The sequence below is a fragment of the Colwellia sp. PAMC 20917 genome (assembly GCF_001767295.1).
Classification (GTDB): Bacteria; Pseudomonadota; Gammaproteobacteria; order Enterobacterales; family Alteromonadaceae; genus Colwellia_A.
Genome location: NZ_CP014944.1, coordinates 1,339,856 through 1,358,281 on the forward strand (window position 1 = coordinate 1,339,856; position 18,426 = coordinate 1,358,281).

Sequence of the window (18,426 nt, forward strand, 5' to 3'; positions counted from 1 at the left end):
TTCTCGTCTAATTTGTCTTAGTAATTTCAGTTTTCTTGGCTGAATCACCATTTTTAAAGGAATCAAAAATCATCAATGCCGCGCCAATAAAAATAGCAGAGTCTGCGACATTAAAGGCTGGCCAATGATTATCGGCAATATAAAAGTCTAAAAAGTCGATAACATAGCCAAATAATGCCCGGTCAATTAAGTTGCCCACTGCGCCACTGAGCATAAACGCTAAAGCGATACTTAATAGTGCATTATTCTTTGGCGTTTTAGCCAACCACACTAAAAAAACCACACTGGCAATAGCAGCAATAATGGTAAAGAACCAACGTTGCCAACCGTCTTGGTCGGCAAGAAAGCTAAAGGCTGCCCCTGGGTTTTGTACATATCTCAAATCAAAGAAAGGTAAAATGTTCATCGACTCATATAAATCAAATGAGTTAACAACCAGTTGCTTGGTTACTTGATCAATAATCAAAAATAAAACGGTTAACCATAACCATTTAAAACCCGTTTCTGTAAAAAGTTTATTAATTTTCATATTTCTACTGTGCTAATAGTTGTTGTTATATAACTAATGAGATAGTTAGCATGTTTTGTGAATGTCTGACTAAGGCTTTTCAACAAAACTAATCGATGAAATATTGGCTTATTCAAAGCTAGTTCATTCAAGAATAAAGCTAAAGCACACAGCTTAGTTAACTAGCTGAGTACTTTTCTGCAATTCTTGGATGAAATAGCAAAGAATACACAAATATTTAGGCGAATTGGCGTTTCTCGCCCTCACCCTCTACGTTGGTAATACAACGTCCACAAAGTTCAGGATGTTTTTCATCTTCCCCGATGTCTTCAGTTACATGCCAACAACGCTCACATTTGGTGCCTGTTGCTGGTGCAACCGTTAACCATAAGCCTTCAATCTCAGTTGCTAAAGCGCCCGTTGGTGCACTGTCAACTACTTCAACCGTAGCTTTAGAGGTGATCAAAACAAAGCGAAGTTCTTCGCCTAATTGTTGTAATTTTTCAGCAAGCTCTGCGTTGGTATATAAAATAACCGCTGCTTCAAGCGCTTTACCCACTTGTTTTTCTTTACGGGCATTTTCTAGTGCTTTGTTTACTTCAGTGCGCACAAGTAAAATTTCATTCCAGTAATCATTGTTTAAAGTATTACTTGTTTCTGCCTTAGGCAAACCATTAAACCAAACACCGGTGAAAACGAATTCGTCACGCGTTTCACCAGACGGAGTCGGTAGCGCTTGCCAAATTTCTTGTGCAGTAAAAGATAAAATAGGAGCCATCCAGCGAGTCATCGCTTCAGCGATTAAATACATAGCGGTTTGACAAGAGCGACGCGCCGTACTGTCTTCTTTCGCTGTATATTGACGGTCTTTAATAATATCTAAGTAGAAGCCACCTAATTCTGTGGTACAGAAGTTCATTAGCTTATGAACAACAACATTAAATTCGTAGTCATCATAAGCGCTAACAATTTCTTTTTGCAATTGTGCAGCTTTATCAACAGCCCAACGGTCAAGTGCAACCATATCGTCAAAAGCGACTGAATCAGTTTTAGGATCAAAACCATTAAGGTTTGATAATAAAAAGCGCGAGGTATTACGAATACGACGGTACGCATCGGCTTGACGCTTAAAGATTTCATCAGAGACAGTAATTTCTTGCGTATAGTTAACTGAAGCTACCCATAAACGCAAAATGTCTGCACCTAACTTACTGGTGATTTCTTTTGGTGTAATAACATTGCCTAATGACTTAGACATTTTGTGACCGTTAGTATCAACGGTAAAGCCATGTGTTAGTACTTGCTTATAAGGCGCTTTACCATTCATCGCTACCGATGAAATCATTGACGACATAAACCAACCACGATGTTGATCTGAACCTTCAAGGTATAAATCTGCAACGCCATCAAATTCTTCACGTGCATTAACAACGGAGTAATGAGTCGTTCCAGAGTCAAACCATACATCTAAGGTGTCTGGTACTTTAATATATTCTTTAGCGTCATCACCAATAAGCTCAGCAGCGTCTAAATCAAACCATGCTTGAATGCCTTTTTCTTCAACACGCTTAGCAACCGTTTCAATCAGTTCAATGCTGCGTGGATGTAAAGCACCCGAGTCTTGATGAATAAATAATGCCATTGGCACGCCCCAAGTACGTTGACGTGAAATACACCAGTCAGGGCGACCTTCAACCATCAATTCGATACGGCGTTGACCCCAATCAGGGATCCATTGCGTTTTTTCAATTTCGTTTAATGAATCTTGGCGTAAACCTTTTTTATCCATGCTAATAAACCATTGTGGTGTAGCACGAAAAATTAAGGGTGTTTTGTGGCGCCAGCAATGCGGGTAAGAATGCTCTATTGCATGGTGATGTACTAAAGTGCCATGTTCTTTCAATGTTTCAACGACATTGGCATTGGCTTTAAAAACATGTTGGCCAGCAAACAATGGTGTATCTTCTAAATAAACACCATTAGCGCCAACAGGGTTAGCTACTTCAAGGTTATATATTTTGCCCACCACGAAATCTTCAACACCATGACCAGGTGCTGTATGTACACAACCCGTACCAGAGTCAGTCGTTACATGCTCGCCTAAGATCATTGGTACAGTAAAATCATAAAATGGGTGTTTAAGTTGCACTAAATCTAAATCGCTACCTTTACAAAACCCTAATGCATGATATTTATCAATTCCAAAACGGTCCATACATGCTGTCACTAGGTCCGACGCTAAAATATAACGTACTTTGCCCTGCTCGGTTTCACATTGTACTAAAGTGTATTCAACGTCGGCATTAACAGAAACTGCTCGGTTAGCCGGAAGTGTCCAAGGTGTAGTGGTCCAAATAACAACCGATACTTCACCTTCACCTTGATGATTTTCAGGGTGATCAAACTTATCAGCAACACTTTGGTCAACTACGGTGAATTTTACGTCAATCGCTGGCGATTGTTTATCTTTGTATTCAACTTCAGCTTCAGCCAAAGAAGAACCACAATCAGTACACCAATGCACAGGTTTGAACCCTTGATGTAAATGACCATTCTCAGCTATTTTACCTAAAGCACGTATGATATTGGCTTCAGTACCAAAATCCATAGTGAGGTAAGGTTTTTCCCAATCAGCAAAAATCCCTAAGCGTTTAAAGTCTTCACGCTGCCCAATAACTTGCTTGGCTGCATATTCACGACATTTTTCTCGAAAAACACTGGCAGAAACTTTATGACCTGGCTTACCAATTTTTTTCTCAACCATTAATTCAATCGGTAAACCATGGCAATCCCAACCAGGCACGAACGGTGCGTTAAAGTCAGATAACGTTTTTGATTTAACAATAATATCTTTAAGAATTTTATTAACAGAATGACCTAAGTGAATATCACCATTTGCATACGGAGGACCGTCATGCAAAATAAATGATTTCTTACCTTTTTTAGCCGCTCGAATTTGGCCGTACAGATCTTTTTCAGCCCACTCTTTAAGCATGTTTGGTTCACGGTTTGCCATGTTACCTTTCATCGCGAAAGAAGTAGCTGGCAAGTTTAGGGTTTGTTTATAATCACTCATTTAAATCATTATCCGTTGTTATATTCGCTAACTGGTGGTTAGCCTCTAATAAGTTAATAGTAAAATCGACATTGGCTTGATATTACTTTTACTATTAACTCACGTATCTGTTTATTTATAAATCTTCAACAAAGGCTTTTGCCTGCTCACTATCTTGTGATATTTGCTTAGTTAATTCATCTAGTGATGAAAACTTTATTTCATTTCTTAATTTATTTAGCATAACCACTTCAATGGTTTGACCATAAATGTCTTCATTGAAGTTAAAAATATGTACTTCTAGCTGCTGCCTAATACCAGACACTGTTGGTCTTGAGCCAATATTAGCCACACCATAAAAGCATTCTTTAACGGTATTTACTTTTACCACGAAAACACCAGAGATAGGTGAAACTCGTCTTTTTAATAAAACATTTGCGGTAGGAAACCCTAGTTTTCGGCCACGCTTATCACCATGAAAAACCCGACCAATAATAGAGTAAGCCCGACCTAGCATTCTTTCTGCATCAGCTAATTGATTATTCTCTAAAGCATTACGTATTTGAGTACTGCTGATCCGACAGTTTTCAAGTTTGAAACTTGCGGTATCAGAAACAGCAAAATCAAATTGTTCACCGGCTTGTTTTAGCAGACTAAAATTGCCTAAACGGTTTTTTCCAAAGCGAAAATCGTCACCAATAATTAAATGTTTAATACCTAGCTGTTGAACTAATAACAGTTCGATAAAATCTGACGCGCTTTTATTGGCAAATTCTCGATGAAAATTAACACAAATTAGACGTTCTACACCCAAATTTTTTAAAAGAAAATATTTATCTCTTAAACGTGTCAATCTTGCAGGAGCCGTCTCAGGAGAAAATAACTCTTGCGGCTGAGGCTCAAAAATCATCACTGCTGGTGTACAATTCAATGCTTTAGCTTTTGCAATTAAAGCCTTTATAACGCGAGCATGCCCTAAATGAACACCGTCAAAATTGCCTATGGTTAACACACAGCCATGATCTTCAGCTTGAATATTGTGGATACCGCGTATTAACTGCATTTAATTAAAAAACCTAAATTTGACTGACATTAGTAGACAAATGTCGCCATTAATGAATAAAAACCGATAAATTATATATCACTCAAGCTTAAGAATCAGCACCTGAAGCTAATTTCATCAATTTATTTTTCAGTTACTTTAACTTTGAAATCTTTCACTCGAATTCCTAGTGCAGCAATAGAAATAAAATAACTGAGCATACCTAAAGTAATGCAAATAAGTAATTGTTGAATTTGCAAGGTGGTTTCCATCGCTAACCAAACTTTAAACGGGGGTGATAACGTAAAAACAACCACTGCCATTATCCCTGCAGAAAAGATAAGCCGCGCAAAAAACCACCACGTTGTTTTAGACAATGCAAAGATATTATTACTTTTTAAACCGTGGTAAAGCATTAACGCATTGAGTGTTGCCGACATAGCTGTCGCAATGGCCAAACCTACATAACCAAAAAAAGGGGCCAACATCAGATTGAAAATCATATTCGCCGCCATCGCTTTAATACCTATTTTTACGGGGGTTTTAGTATCTTGGCGTGCGTAATAAGCCGGCGCTAATATTTTAATAAACATAAAGCTGATTAAACCCGACAGGTAAGCAAATAAAGCATAAGAGACTTGTAAAACAGTTTCTTGAGAAAACTCACCACGCATAAATAAAATCATAATAATCGGCTGAGCTAATACCATTAACCCTGCAAGTGCAGGCCAGCCAAATAAAGAAACAATTTTTAAGCCCCAAGTAATCGTCTCACTAAACTCTTCTTTGTCTTGCTTAGTATGCAATTTAGCTAAACTGGGCAAAATAACGGTAGCTATACCAATACCAAATAACCCTAAGGGAAATTCTAATAAGCGGTCGGCGTAATAAAGCCAACTAATCGAGCCAGTGACTAAGATACTGGCTATTAGGGTATCAAGCAGTAAATTAATTTGCGTAACGGAAACACCGAACAAAGCAGGAACAATAAGTTTGCGGATTTTTTTTACACCTTTCGCGTGCCAAGCCCATTTTGGTTTAACAAAGACACCGGCTTTAATTAAAAAAGGTATTTGAAATAAGAACTGAGCTAAGCCTCCTAAAAATACGCCCCAAGCTAATGCAAAAGCAGGATTGTCGAATAAGGGTGACAAGTAAATCGCACAGCCAATAATACAGACATTAAGTAAAACAGGGGTAAAAGAAGAAACCGCAAATCGACCAAAAGTATTTAAAATCGCGCCGGCAAGTGCGGTAAAGCTAACAAACCATAAATAGGGAAAGGTAATTTTTAATAGTGATGCGGCTAACTCAAACTGCTGGGCTTTGGGGCCATCGTTAAGCCAATCTACAAACCAACCAAAACCGAATAAAATCACAAATAACGGCGAGGCTATCATGCCAATAAGCGTTACTATGGTAACAATTACACCTAAGGTGCCTGAAACTTGAGCGATTAATTTACGTGTTTCACCATCTTTCAAACTCAGCCCATCGGCCTCATCTTTGGTATGATATTCACTCAACACAGGGACAAAAGCTTGTGCAAAAGCACCTTCTGCAAATAATCGACGTAGAAAATTGGGAATTTTATTGGCAAAGAAAAAAACATCCGACGCTAAACCTGCACCAATAATGTTCGCAATAACAACGTCTCTAACCAAACCGAGCACACGAGAAATCAAAGTCATAAAACTCACTATAAGACCTGATTTTATTAACTTTTTACTCAATGCATAGCTCCAATAAATCGATATAAATCATCATATTCCAAGATGTAATTTTTCATTAATATTATGCAGCTTTTTACCTGTGATAAACAAGTAAATGCAAAGAAGTTTTTAATCTATTTTAAATCCTGTAAATAACAGGTAAAATAGCGCCATTATTTAGTAACCAATAATGATAATTATTATATAATGGTAAATTCATCGTTATTAAGTAAATTAAACCGGTAAAAGGTTTGACAATCGAGCTAAAAAAAGGCATATTTCCTCGCCTTAAATTTAGGCTATATATACAATCATATTTTAGGAGTTCACCTTGGCTAATTCAAAGCAGGCGAAGAAACGCGCGGTTCAATCAGAAAAACGCCGTCAACATAATGCAAGTCGTCGTTCAATGATGCGCACTCTATTCAAAAAAGTACTCGCTGCAATTGAAGCTGGTGACAAAGACACAGCATCTAAAGAATTTGCTGCTGCACAACCGATCTTAGATCGTTTTGCAAGCAAAGGTCTTATTCACAAAAATAAAGCTGCTCGTAGTAAGAGTCGTTTAAACGCTGCTATTAAAGCGCTTTAATTTTTGTTATTGAATTAAAAAACCAGCTTATGCTGGTTTTTTTTTGCCTATTATTTAACTCGCCAATAAAACAAACTCACTAAAGCCTGATCCCATCCCACAGATTAAGACCTTGCGCATCCTGCTATTTTTGGTAATCTCTTTGCGTTATATACATATTCAAAAAATACGTGAGAATAAAAATGAGACTAACAAAACTCGCTACTGGCCTTTTGCTTGCCACTAGCCTATTAAGCGCTTGTAGTGAAAATAATAAACAACCAAGTTCAGCGCCTACTTTATTAGCAGAAGCCAAAAGTCGTTTAGATATATATAAGCCCGTAACACTTAGTGCTGATTTGAGCCACTTGTCTGAAAACCAGAAAAAAATGATCGTATTGCTTATTGAAGCTTCAGATATTATTGATGAACTTTTCTGGCTACAGGCTTTTGGTGAAGACAAAGCAAGCTTTCTTGCCAGTATTGAAGATGAAAAGGTCCGTGAATTTGCCCGTATCAATTATGGTCCTTGGGATAGATTAGATGGCGACAAACCTTTCCTTTCTGGATATCAAGCAAAAGCGGCTGGCGCAGAGTTTTATCCTAATGATTTAACCAAAGCTGAATTTGAGCAAGCAGATTTTGCTGACAAAAGTGGCTTATATTCGGTCGTTAAGCGTGGTAGCGATGGCCAATTAACATCAGTGGCTTTTTCTGAGCTTTATAGCGATAGCATTAATCGTATTGCGGCTATATTAGAAAAAGCATCAAGCTTTGCTGATGATAAAGAATTTGCAAATTACTTAAACTTACGTGCGACAGCAATCCGTCATGATGACTTTCAAGCGTCTGATTTTGCTTGGATGGATATGAAAAACAATCCTATTGATGTCGTTATTGGCCCAATAGAAACCTACGAAGATCAGCTTTATGGTTACCGCGCTGCTTTTGAATCTTATGTACTCATTAAAGATTTAGCTTGGAGTGAAAAACTCGCTAAATATGCTGAATATTTACCCGAATTACAAAAAGACTTACCCGTTAAAAAAGCTTATAAAAAAGAAGTACCGGGCTCTGATGCAGACTTAAACGCATACGACGTCATTTATTATGCAGGTCATTCTAATGCCGGTAGTAAAACCATTGCGATTAATCTCCCCAATGACGAAAAAGTACAGTTAGAGAAAGGTACGCGCCGTTTACAACTTAAAAATGCGATGCAAGCCAAGTTCGATAATATTATGTTACCCATTGCTAGTACCTTAATCGTTGCTGAGCAACGTGAAAATGTAACATTCAATGCCTTCTTTGCTAATACGATGTTTCATGAGGTTGCCCATGGTTTGGGTATCAAAAATACGATTAATGATAAGGGCACAGTACGCCAATCATTAAAAGAACATGCTTCAGCACTAGAAGAAGGTAAAGCCGATATCCTTGGGCTTTATATGATCCGCCAGTTACTCATTAAAGGCGCCATTGAAGAAGGTACATTGCAAGATTATTACACAACCTTCTTAGCGGGAATTTTCCGTTCAGTGCGCTTTGGCGCAACATCTGCTCACGGTAAAGCCAACATGGTACGGTTTAATTACTTTGCTGAGCAAGGGGCGTTTACTCGTAACTCGCAAGGGTTATACTCTGTCAACATTGATAAGATGACAGCCGCCATTGATTCGTTGTCTGAGCTTATCTTAACTCTACAAGGTAATGGTGATTATGAAGGTGTGGCTGCACTTGTTGCAAAAAGCGGTGTCATTAAAGCCGATTTAGCAGAAGACTTAGCGCGAATTGAAGCCGCTAATATTCCTGTTGATATTACCTTTAAGCAAGGTAAAAAAGTGTTGGGTTTATAATACTCATACGTTAAGTACCAAAAAAGCCTATCAATACGATAGGCTTTTTTGTAAATAAAAAACTCGAAATAATTTCGCCGTATTCAAGGTCTCCTAAACTAGTTAGTCATATAAATAAAAGTAGGTTGTTTCATGAAAGCATTTTTATCAATTATTATAATATTCGTTAGCATATTGTCGCTCAACGTTAACGCCAATGACAATCAAGCCCCAGACTGGACACTAAAAACCCAAGCCGGTAAAAGTATTTCATTAGCAGACTATCAGGGCAAGCCGGTGATTTTGCATTTTTGGGCAACATGGTGTCCTTATTGTAAAAAATTGCAGCCTAAATTAGTCGAGCTAACTGAAAAGTATAAAAATACCGGCATTGAGATTGTTGCTATTAGTTTTAGTGAAGATGAAGGAGCAAAACCACAAGACTCGATTACTCAACGAGGTTATCAATTTATTACCGGTGTTGAAGGTGAAAAAGTTGCCAACTTGTATGGCGTAAAAGGTACACCAACGACATTTTTTATCAATCGAAGTGGACAAGTTGTTTTCAAATCGACCAGCTCAAATATTAACGATCCAAAATTAGAGTTAGCGGTTAAAGAAATCATTAAACCCGCATAAGCACAGTAATAAAAACTAAAATACCGCTACTGACATCATATCAAGTCACTACCGGTTATAAACTAAAACAAAGCTGCTGTGTTTCTTTGTTATTATGCTCAGCAAAACCTAGGGTTAATCCTATTAAACGTATTCCCCTAGATTGACTGCGCAGCAGTGCTTTTAACAGTAATTGTTTAAAGGTTTTTTCATCACAGTGGCTGCTTTGCTGTTCCACTGTCGTTTGAGTAAAATCATTAAACTTAAGTTTAATCCCTTGCTTATTAATAACCATATGTTGATGTTTTTCTAATCTCACTAAAAGCTTCTCATATAAAAGCTCAACGGCACTTTCACACTCTTTTTCACCAGACAAGTCTTGAGAAAAAGTGGTTTCTATCGCTAATGATTTTCTTACTCTGTCGGTTTCTAATTGGCGATGATCAATACCAAAACTACGTTGATACAATGCAGGCGCAAACTTGCCGACAATAGGTGTTAATACGGCGACAGAGCTTGCTCGTATATCTGCACATGACGAAAAGCCGTAACCCAATAACTTTTGATCGCAGTATGTTCTTTAGCACAAGGATCATTCATATCCCTGACAGAGTTATTTAAAATAAATTTCGATAGTAGTATCGCAAATGTTTTCGCAATATCTTCCCCAACCAGAGTTTTACCCTCACTCATTATTCTAAAGGGATTATGACCTGAGGGTTTACGCATAAATTTTTTATTAGGTCTTTTGGGGTCTTTTATTTCATTTGATGATTTAGGTTCTTCGAAAAACAACCTAAATTTTTGATCGGGCGCATCAACAAAATGATGATAGGTTGGCAGACTATGATCTGATAGTTGAACAACATTACTGTTATCAGGTTTAGATAACAGTATTTTAATTTTGCCTTTTCTTTTTTTTGCCATGTCTATGCTACACCAAAGTAAGGAACTTTTAATTCAATTACTTTAACTATAGTTCAACAAAAAAGAATTGAGAAGATAAAGTTACAAAAAAGTAAGTAACATTATTTATTTTCACCTTTATATCTATATGTATTATTTTTCGGCTTTGAGTCATGTTTTAGTCATGTTTTAATTATAGTAATCATATTTATCAAAAGTCCCTTATTTCGTTGTGAAAAAATAAAGCATATTTTCGCTATGGGCAACTTAAGCTAGACTGTATAAAAATACAGTATAAACTTTTAAGTTAATAGTTCAATACTGAAATAATAATTTGACCACTGTTAATTTCATGCTAAATACGTTAATTTGTCGCTTTATTTTTTATCAATGACTAGCTGATATTACATTTATGATTACGCGCCTTTTACAAACAACTTTTGCCCTATTACTACTTTTATCACCTGCACTAGTGAATGCTCACACCAATGAAGCTAACCAAGCAGAGCTAAAATTACTTGCAGAGAATAACTACCAACTTAGTATCGATATTGATGTTTTGCATGTTATTAAAAGTCATCAAAAATCATCAGTAGATGAGGCAGATTTAATTAATCATCTGAAAAACCTCTCTTTAATTGAAATAAAGCAATTACTCTCAAAAATATTGCAAATAATAAATCAACAAAGCGCTTTTATTATTGATGAAGAAAGTGTGCTTGTTGCCCCTTTTTCAGGGCTAACGGTATTTGAATTAAAAGCAATACTTGCCGCTGACTCACCGTCTAAAACCATTAAGCTATTGTCGCAGGGTCAATTGCCACAAAAAAGTAACAACGCAGCCTTGATATTTTCGCCTATCTTAGGGGATGTCTTATTAACAGTTAGCCGTTCAGAGAAATCTTTAGTGCTATCCGGCCAGAACAGCCATCACTTTTCTATTGATGATATCAAGGGTGGTGTACGTAAACTTTCAACAACCGAAATTAAGCTGCTTAATATTGTTGAGTATATCTATCAGGGGTTTGTCCATATTCTGCCGCAAGGGCTTGATCATATTCTCTTTGTGCTCGCGCTATTTTTATTAGCTACTAAGACATCGACACTGCTCTGGCAGGTAAGTGCCTTCACTCTTGCCCATACCATTACGCTAGCTTTGGGTATCTTTGGTATTATCAACCTACCTAGCAGCATTGTAGAGCCGCTTATTGCCTTATCAATTGCTTACGTGGCTATTGAGAATATTTTTTATCACAAACTGACAAAGTGGCGCTTACCCATTATCTTTGCTTTTGGTTTACTGCACGGTTTAGGGTTTGCAGCAGTACTTATTGAACTGGGCTTACCTAAGAGTGAATATGTCAGTAGCTTAATTTCATTTAATATTGGCGTTGAGTTCGGTCAAATAACGGTCATTGCCTTGGCTTTATTAGCGACGCGCTGGTTTGCTAAAAAACCTCAATATAGACAATACGTGGTGATACCGTTAAGTGCGCTTATCGCCGTTATCGCTATTTATTGGTTTATCGAAAGAACCTTTTAATAGGCAACACAGGACATATCGTCGTTTAACATTGAGCAGTAAAATGAACAACGGCCTTAAACCTACTTTATAGAGATTTAAGACCGTTGCCGTATAAACTAATTGATAATGACTTTATTAATTACTCAGGTTCATAATCCAAGTTAGCTGACAGCCAACGCTCGGCTTGTGGCAATGTCATCCCTTTGCGAGTAGCATAATTAATCACTTGGTCTTTAGCGACTTTAGCGACCGCAAAATACTTTGATTCTGGGTGAGCAAAGTACCAACCACTAACCGCAGCTCCAGGCCACATGGCAAAACTTGAGGTGAGCTCCATGCCGATGTTTTCTTCAACATTGAGTAGTTCCCACAACAAACCTTTTTCAGTATGCTCTGGGCAGGCAGGATAACCGGGCGCAGGTCTGATACCTTGATATTTTTCACGAATTAAATCGTCATTAGCAAGCGACTCTTCAGGAGCATATCCCCAGTATTCTTTGCGAATTTTTTCATGGAGATATTCAGCACTCGCTTCTGCTAATCGGTCGGCAACCGCTTTAACTAAAATACTATTGTAGTCATCATGTTGAGCAGCGAACTCCTTCACTAGCTCGTCACAACCATAACCTGCAGATACCGCGAAAGCACCAACATAATCTTTAATACCCGACGTTTTATCCGCGATATAATCAGCCAAACAACGGTTAAACTGCCCTGCTGGTTTTTTACTTTGTTGACGCAATTGATGTAATTTCATCAATTGCTTATCTCGGTTTTCATCTGCAAATAATATTAAATCATCTTTTTGACGATGAGCTGGAAACAGACCAAAAACCGCTTTTGCGGTTAACTTTTTACTGTTAATAATATCGTCTAATAAAGCATTAGCATCATTAAATAGATTAGTTGCCTCTTCGCCGACTACTTCGTGTCGTAAAATAAGCGGATACTTGCCTGATAACTGCCAAGTCATGAAAAATGGCGTCCAATCGATGTAGTTTCGAATGACATTTAAATCAAGATCATCAAGTACCGTAACACCAAGTTTATTGGGTATTTTAGGGATATAGTTTTCAAAACTTATCGGCGCAGCATTGGCGCGTGCATCTTCTAGTGATATTAAGCTTGAACGTGGTCCTTTTTTATAATGACGCTCTCGCACCCGCGCATATTCATCATCTTGACGCGCTAAAAATGCCGCACGTTTCTCACTGTCATCTGAAAGTAAGGTACTAACGACTGAAACTGAACGTGACGCATTAGGCACATATATAACCGGATGTTGATATTGTTGCTCTATTTTAACGGCAGTATGAGCTTTTGATGTTGTCGCGCCACCAATAAGTAACGGCAAGTCAAAATTAAGACGTTTCATTTCTTTAGCAACATGCACCATTTCATCAAGTGACGGTGTTATCAAACCTGATAATCCAATCACATCGACCTTTTCGGCTTTCGCCACGCGTAAGATATCATCACAAGAAACCATGACACCTAAATCAATAATTTCGTAGTTGTTACACTGTAAAACAACCCCGACTATATTTTTACCAATATCGTGGACATCACCCTTTACTGTTGCCAGTAAGATTTTACCATTTGATTTAATTTCAGTTTTTTCAGCTTCAATAAATGGATTTAAATGAGCAACAGCTTGTTTCATCACGCGGGCTGATTTTACCACTTGTGGCAGAAACATTTCGCCAGCACCAAATAAATCGCCAACGGTATTCATACCATCCATTAATGGTCCTTCAATAACATCAAGAGGCCGTTCAGCCACTAGCCTTGCTGCTTCAGTATCTTCGACAATAAATTCATTAATGCCTTTAACCAAAGAGTATTCTAAACGCTCTTTAATCGGTAGCTCACGCCAGGTTAAATCAGCCTTATTGTTTTTGCTCCCCGCTTGCCCGCGATAAGACTCAGCCACATCAAGTAAGCGTTCTGTTGCATCGTCATCGCTATTTTGTATAACATCTTCAACAGCAAGGCGGAGATCGTCAGGAATATCTGAATAAATAGCTAACTGACCTGCATTTACAATGCCCATGTCCATACCATTTTTTATTGCGTGGTATAAAAACACCGCATGAATCGCTTCACGTACTGGGTTATTACCACGAAATGAAAATGATACGTTAGAAACACCGCCCGAAATCATCGCATGAGGCAGGTTTTCTTTTATATCGGCAACCGCTTCAATAAAATCTACCGCATAGTTATTATGCTCTTCGATACCGGTTGCTACCGCAAAGATATTGGGATCAAAGATAATGTCTTCTGCAGGAAAGCCTATTTCATTGACTAAAATTTCATAAGCACGTTTACATATTTCATACTTACGTACCCGTGTGTCTGCTTGACCTTGTTCATCGAAGGCCATAACAATAACAGCCGCGCCATAACGGCGTAATAGTTCAGCTTGTTTACGGAAGTTTTCTTCGCCCTCTTTCAAGCTGATTGAGTTAACAACCCCTTTGCCCTGAATACATTTCAAGCCTTCTTCTAAAATATCCCATTTAGAAGAATCAAGCATAATAGGCACTTTCGCGATATCTGGCTCACCAGCAATTAAATTCAAATAACGGATCATCGCCGCTTTTGAATCAAGCATGCCTTCATCCATATTTATATCTATAATTTGCGCGCCATTGGCAACTTGTTGCAGGGCAACGGCGACGGCTTGTTCGTAATTTTCTTCGGTAATTAAGCGCTTAAATACTGCAGAGCCAGTAACATTGGTTCGTTCGCCAACGTTAACAAATAATGAACTTTCCTCTATGGTTAATGCTTCAAGCCCGGACAAACGACAAGCAATTTTCCTGGCGCTGATTTCCCTAGGTTTTACATTGGCAACCGCATCCGCCATACCTTTTATGTGCGCTGGCGTTGTACCACAACAGCCACCAATAATGTTAAGGAATCCCGATTCAGCCCACTCATTGACATGAACATTCATATCTTCGACGCTGAAATCGTATTCACCAAAGGCATTAGGCAAACCTGCATTAGGATGAGCTGAAACAGCAAAGTCTGATATTCGACTCAATTCTGCCACATATTGTCTTAGTTCAACCGGACCTAATGCACAGTTTAAACCAAATGAAATAGGTTTTGCGTGGCGCAATGAATTATAAAAAGCTTCGGTGGTTTGCCCAGACAACGTTCTGCCTGATGCATCAGTAATGGTACCAGATACCATTACAGGTAAACGTAACTGTAATTCATCAAAAACAGTTTCAACCGCAAAAATAGCCGCTTTAGCATTTAAGGTATCAAAGATAGTCTCAATAAGAATAATATCTGAGCCACCTTCAATCAGTGCTTTCGTTGATTCTATGTAGGCATCTTTTAATTGATCAAAAGTCACATTACGATAAGCAGGATCGTTAACATCGGGTGAAATAGAACATGTTCTGTTCGTTGGCCCTAAAACGCCGGCAACAAACCTTGGCTTATTAGGGTTTTTAGCGGTGAATTCATCCGCTGCTGCACGGGCTATTTGTGCCGCCGCTAAATTGATTGCCGCACTGTAAGACTGCATATCGTAATCTGCCATCGCAATCGTGGTGGCATTAAAAGTATTCGTTTCAAGAATATCAGCACCCGCTTCAAGGTATTCATAGTGAATAGCTTTAATTACCTCGGGCTGTGTAAGCACTAACATATCATTATTGCCTTTGACATCAAGATGCCAATCAGCAAATTGTTCACCTCGATAATCTTGTTCTTCAAATTTATAGGCTTGGATCATCGTTCCCATAGCACCATCTAAAATAAGAATTCTTTTTTGTATTTGTTGCTCAAGACGACTAAATGATGCTGATTTTTTCATACGATTTCTCTACTTTTACTTTCAAACTTAATTTAATGACTAGATATATCCGACACTGTTTATATTTCTGCGTCTGGGTGTATTGCTTTAATATTTGTTGCATCTAGCTTGTACGGTGTGATCTGATAAACATAATAGTTTAACCAATTAGTAAATAATAAACTGGCATGACTACGCCATGAACTGTGTGGCACTTTTGTTATATCATCATTAATATAATAATTATTGGGCATAACTGCATTAACATCAGCCTTAAGATCACGTTGAAACTCTTCATCTAGCGTAGTTGAGTCATATTCTGGATGTCCGGTTAAATAGACTTGCTGTTTATTTTTGCTCGCGACCACATAAACGCCTGCTTGAGGAGATTCGGCAATAATCTTTAATTCAGGAATTGACAGGTAATCAGACTTATCAATATATCCAAATCGTGAGTGTGGGACATTAAAAAATTCTTCAAATCCGCGGGTAAGCTGTTCTTTTTGATCAACAGGGCTATGCTGAAAAACACCGGATAATTTTTCTTTTCTTAAATGTCGTCGCAATCCATAGTGATGATATAGAGCGGCATGAGCAGCCCAACAAGAAAACATTGTTGAGGTGACATTTTCTTCAGCCCAATCAAATATTTCACAAATTTTATCCCAGAAAGTTACTTTTTCGTATTCCATTAACGCCAATGGTGCACCGGTTATAATTAAGCCATCGTATTGAGTATTCTTAATGTCATCAAAGAGACGGTAAAAATTATCTAAGTGCTCTTTCGGCGTATGTTTAGATTCATTGGCGTGAATACGCACAAAATCGACATTTATTTGTAAAGGTGTATTAGACAATACCCGTAATATTTGAACTTCTGTTTCAATTTTATTAGGCATTAGATTAAGAATAGCGACTTTCATTGGGCGAATTTCTTGACTTGCCGCTCTACGCTCAGACATTACAAAAATATTTTCTTCACCTAAAATAGACAAAGCAGGTAATAAATCTGGAATTTTAATGGGCATAGCGTTTACCTAATCAAATAATGTCAAACAAGCATGAACACTTCGTTCTCTACTTTCATTTATTAACTTATATTCGGGCTACCAATCAACATACAGGTTTCGACTAACTCAAGCACTACGAATGATAACGGATATATAAATATTATCATTTTATGGTACGTGGATTTTTAGCTATGTCAACATCTAAACGTATAGACGTCTATAATGTTTTTTACGTTAATATTATTTGTCATCTATAACCCTAGCAAGTAAATATTGTTGGAACTAGCCTAGTAGAGTGCTATGTAGAAAAACGGGGAGGTATTCGGTCAGTAAGTACGCTTAGGCAAAATACTATATCCGCCTATTAAAGAACGATGGAATAAGAGAGAAAAGTCATTAATTAGATATAAAAAAGCCACTGTAAATACAGTGGCTTAATAATCGTTTAAACTTTTAATGTTTAATGTTTATTCTACGGCTTCTTCTTCTTTAGCTGGTTTGTCACTTGCTCTTACACTTTTAATTAACAGTAAGTCGCGTAAACGCTTATCAAGCTCTTTTGCCATTTCAGGTTTTTCTGCTAAAGATTTAGCCGCATTTGCTTTACCTTGGCCAATACGATCGCCATTGTAGCTATACCAAGAACCGGCTTTTTCAACCATGTTATGCAAAACACCTAAATCAATTAATTCACCTAAGCTGTTAATACCTTCGCCATATAAAATCTGAAATTCTGCTTGTTTAAAAGGAGGTGCTATTTTGTTTTTAACCACTTTTACGCGGGTTTCGTTACCAATAATTTCGTCGCCTGCTTTTACAGCGCCGATACGTCGAATATCTAAACGAACAGAAGCATAAAACTTAAGTGCATTACCACCCGTTGTAGTTTCAGGGCTACCAAACATTACACCAATTTTCATACGAATTTGGTTAATGAAAATAATCATGGTATTTGATTTTTTCAAGTTACCCGTTAACTTACGCATTGCTTGTGAAAGCATACGGGCTTGTAAACCCATGTGTGAGTCGCCCATATCGCCTTCAATTTCAGCTTTGGGTGTAAGGGCAGCAACAGAATCGACAACAATAACGTCTATAGCTCCTGAACGCGTTAGCATGTCACAAATTTCCAATGCTTGCTCACCGGTATCAGGCTGAGAAACAAGTAATTCGTTGATGTTAACACCTAACTTTTCAGCATAAATAGGGTCAAGTGCATGCTCAGCATCAACAAAGGCACAAACTTTACCGTTACGCTGAGCTTCAGCAATAACTTCAAGCGTTAGCGTTGTTTTACCACTTGATTCAGGACCATAAATTTCAACAACACGCCCAAGTGGCAAACCACCCGCACCGAGTGCAACATCAAGCGCCAATGAACCTGTAGAAATGGTTTCAACATCCATGGTGTTATTATCACCAAGCTTCATAATTGAGCCTTTACCAAATTGTCTTTCGATTTGGCTTAATGCTGCTGCTAATGCTTTTTCTTTATCGTCTTTCATGTTTGTTCCGCCGATGTTGCTAAGATTTCGTTTTGATTAAGCAAGTATACTGTATGACCGTACAGTATCAAGCTTTTTTACAACTATTTTAATTATATTATCAAAAGTAAAACAAGGAGACTTTTAAGTTATTGATAAAAATAAGAATAAACAACAACAGTAACTTTTAGCCATTACCCGACAAAAAGTTACTATTTATATTATTACTGTAAAATAATCGCATAAACATTATCGTATTCAGTAAAAACTTTAGTTAAATAAATAGAGTCTAAATTTGCCAGTTATGACATAATTACCACCTTACTCTTTCATTGAACTTATG

General features: G+C 37.7%; 13 protein-coding genes. 4 read left to right on the plus strand and 9 right to left on the minus strand.

What is annotated here, in order from left to right; translation table 11 throughout:
• Window positions 1-7 precede the first annotated feature (7 nt).
• The 4 genes from lspA to murJ all read right to left on the minus strand — a co-directional run bounded on the left by lspA (window position 8) and on the right by murJ (window position 6,338).
• Window positions 8-529 (minus strand): signal peptidase II, encoded by a 522-nt coding sequence (gene lspA, locus A3Q34_RS05715; protein WP_070374484.1) that lies wholly within the window; start codon window positions 527-529, stop codon window positions 8-10.
• A gap of 217 nt (window positions 530-746) precedes the next feature.
• Window positions 747-3,584, minus strand: coding sequence for an isoleucine--tRNA ligase (ileS, locus tag A3Q34_RS05720; RefSeq protein ID WP_070374485.1), 2,838 nt, complete (start codon window positions 3,582-3,584; stop codon window positions 747-749).
• A gap of 115 nt (window positions 3,585-3,699) precedes the next feature.
• Window positions 3,700-4,626 carry a bifunctional riboflavin kinase/FAD synthetase gene (gene ribF / locus A3Q34_RS05725; protein ID WP_070374486.1) on the minus strand — a complete coding sequence of 309 codons (927 nt, stop codon included), beginning with the start codon at window positions 4,624-4,626 and terminating at the stop codon, window positions 3,700-3,702.
• A 122-nt stretch (window positions 4,627-4,748) separates the two neighbouring features.
• A complete protein-coding gene (gene murJ, locus A3Q34_RS05730; protein WP_070374487.1) occupies window positions 4,749-6,338 on the minus strand; it encodes a murein biosynthesis integral membrane protein MurJ in 1,590 nt (529 codons plus the stop codon).
• A gap of 310 nt (window positions 6,339-6,648) precedes the next feature.
• Between murJ and rpsT the strand changes: the two genes are divergently transcribed.
• The 3 genes from rpsT (at window position 6,649) to A3Q34_RS05745 (ending at window position 9,362) form a co-directional block, all read left to right on the plus strand.
• The gene (rpsT, locus tag A3Q34_RS05735; RefSeq protein ID WP_070374488.1) at window positions 6,649-6,909 is read left to right on the plus strand and encodes a 30S ribosomal protein S20; all 261 of its coding nucleotides are present in this window, start codon (window positions 6,649-6,651) and stop codon (window positions 6,907-6,909) included.
• Between the two features lie 182 nt (window positions 6,910-7,091).
• Window positions 7,092-8,744, plus strand: coding sequence for a dipeptidyl-peptidase 3 family protein (locus A3Q34_RS05740; protein ID WP_070374489.1), 1,653 nt, complete (start codon window positions 7,092-7,094; stop codon window positions 8,742-8,744).
• A 132-nt stretch (window positions 8,745-8,876) separates the two neighbouring features.
• Complete coding sequence (locus A3Q34_RS05745; RefSeq protein ID WP_070374490.1) at window positions 8,877-9,362, plus strand: peroxiredoxin family protein; 486 nt, start codon at window positions 8,877-8,879, stop codon at window positions 9,360-9,362.
• A 55-nt stretch (window positions 9,363-9,417) separates the two neighbouring features.
• Here the strand turns inward: A3Q34_RS05745 and A3Q34_RS05750 are convergent, their stop codons facing one another.
• Together A3Q34_RS05750 and A3Q34_RS05755 are read right to left on the minus strand one after the other, a co-directional pair.
• The gene (locus A3Q34_RS05750; protein WP_083277915.1) at window positions 9,418-9,897 is read right to left on the minus strand and encodes a DinB/UmuC family translesion DNA polymerase; all 480 of its coding nucleotides are present in this window, start codon (window positions 9,895-9,897) and stop codon (window positions 9,418-9,420) included.
• The gene (locus A3Q34_RS05755) at window positions 9,840-10,268 is read right to left on the minus strand and encodes a hypothetical protein (protein ID WP_070374492.1); all 429 of its coding nucleotides are present in this window, start codon (window positions 10,266-10,268) and stop codon (window positions 9,840-9,842) included. The genes A3Q34_RS05750 and A3Q34_RS05755 overlap by 58 nt, the downstream gene beginning before the upstream one ends.
• A gap of 391 nt (window positions 10,269-10,659) precedes the next feature.
• Here A3Q34_RS05755 and A3Q34_RS05760 point away from each other — a divergent pair, with 391 nt between their 5' ends.
• The gene (locus tag A3Q34_RS05760; RefSeq protein ID WP_070374493.1) at window positions 10,660-11,790 is read left to right on the plus strand and encodes a HupE/UreJ family protein; all 1,131 of its coding nucleotides are present in this window, start codon (window positions 10,660-10,662) and stop codon (window positions 11,788-11,790) included.
• 121 nt (window positions 11,791-11,911) lie between these two features.
• Here A3Q34_RS05760 and metH read toward each other — a convergent pair whose 3' ends face one another.
• The 3 genes from metH to recA all read right to left on the minus strand — a co-directional run bounded on the left by metH (window position 11,912) and on the right by recA (window position 18,104).
• Complete coding sequence (metH, locus tag A3Q34_RS05765) at window positions 11,912-15,610, minus strand: methionine synthase (protein ID WP_070374494.1); 3,699 nt, start codon at window positions 15,608-15,610, stop codon at window positions 11,912-11,914.
• A gap of 59 nt (window positions 15,611-15,669) precedes the next feature.
• Window positions 15,670-16,617, minus strand: a complete 948-nt coding sequence (locus A3Q34_RS05770) for a homoserine O-succinyltransferase (RefSeq protein WP_070374495.1) — start codon at window positions 16,615-16,617, stop codon at window positions 15,670-15,672.
• Between the two features lie 449 nt (window positions 16,618-17,066).
• Window positions 17,067-18,104, minus strand: a complete 1,038-nt coding sequence (recA, locus tag A3Q34_RS05775) for a recombinase RecA (protein ID WP_070374496.1) — start codon at window positions 18,102-18,104, stop codon at window positions 17,067-17,069.
• Window positions 18,105-18,426 lie beyond the last annotated feature (322 nt).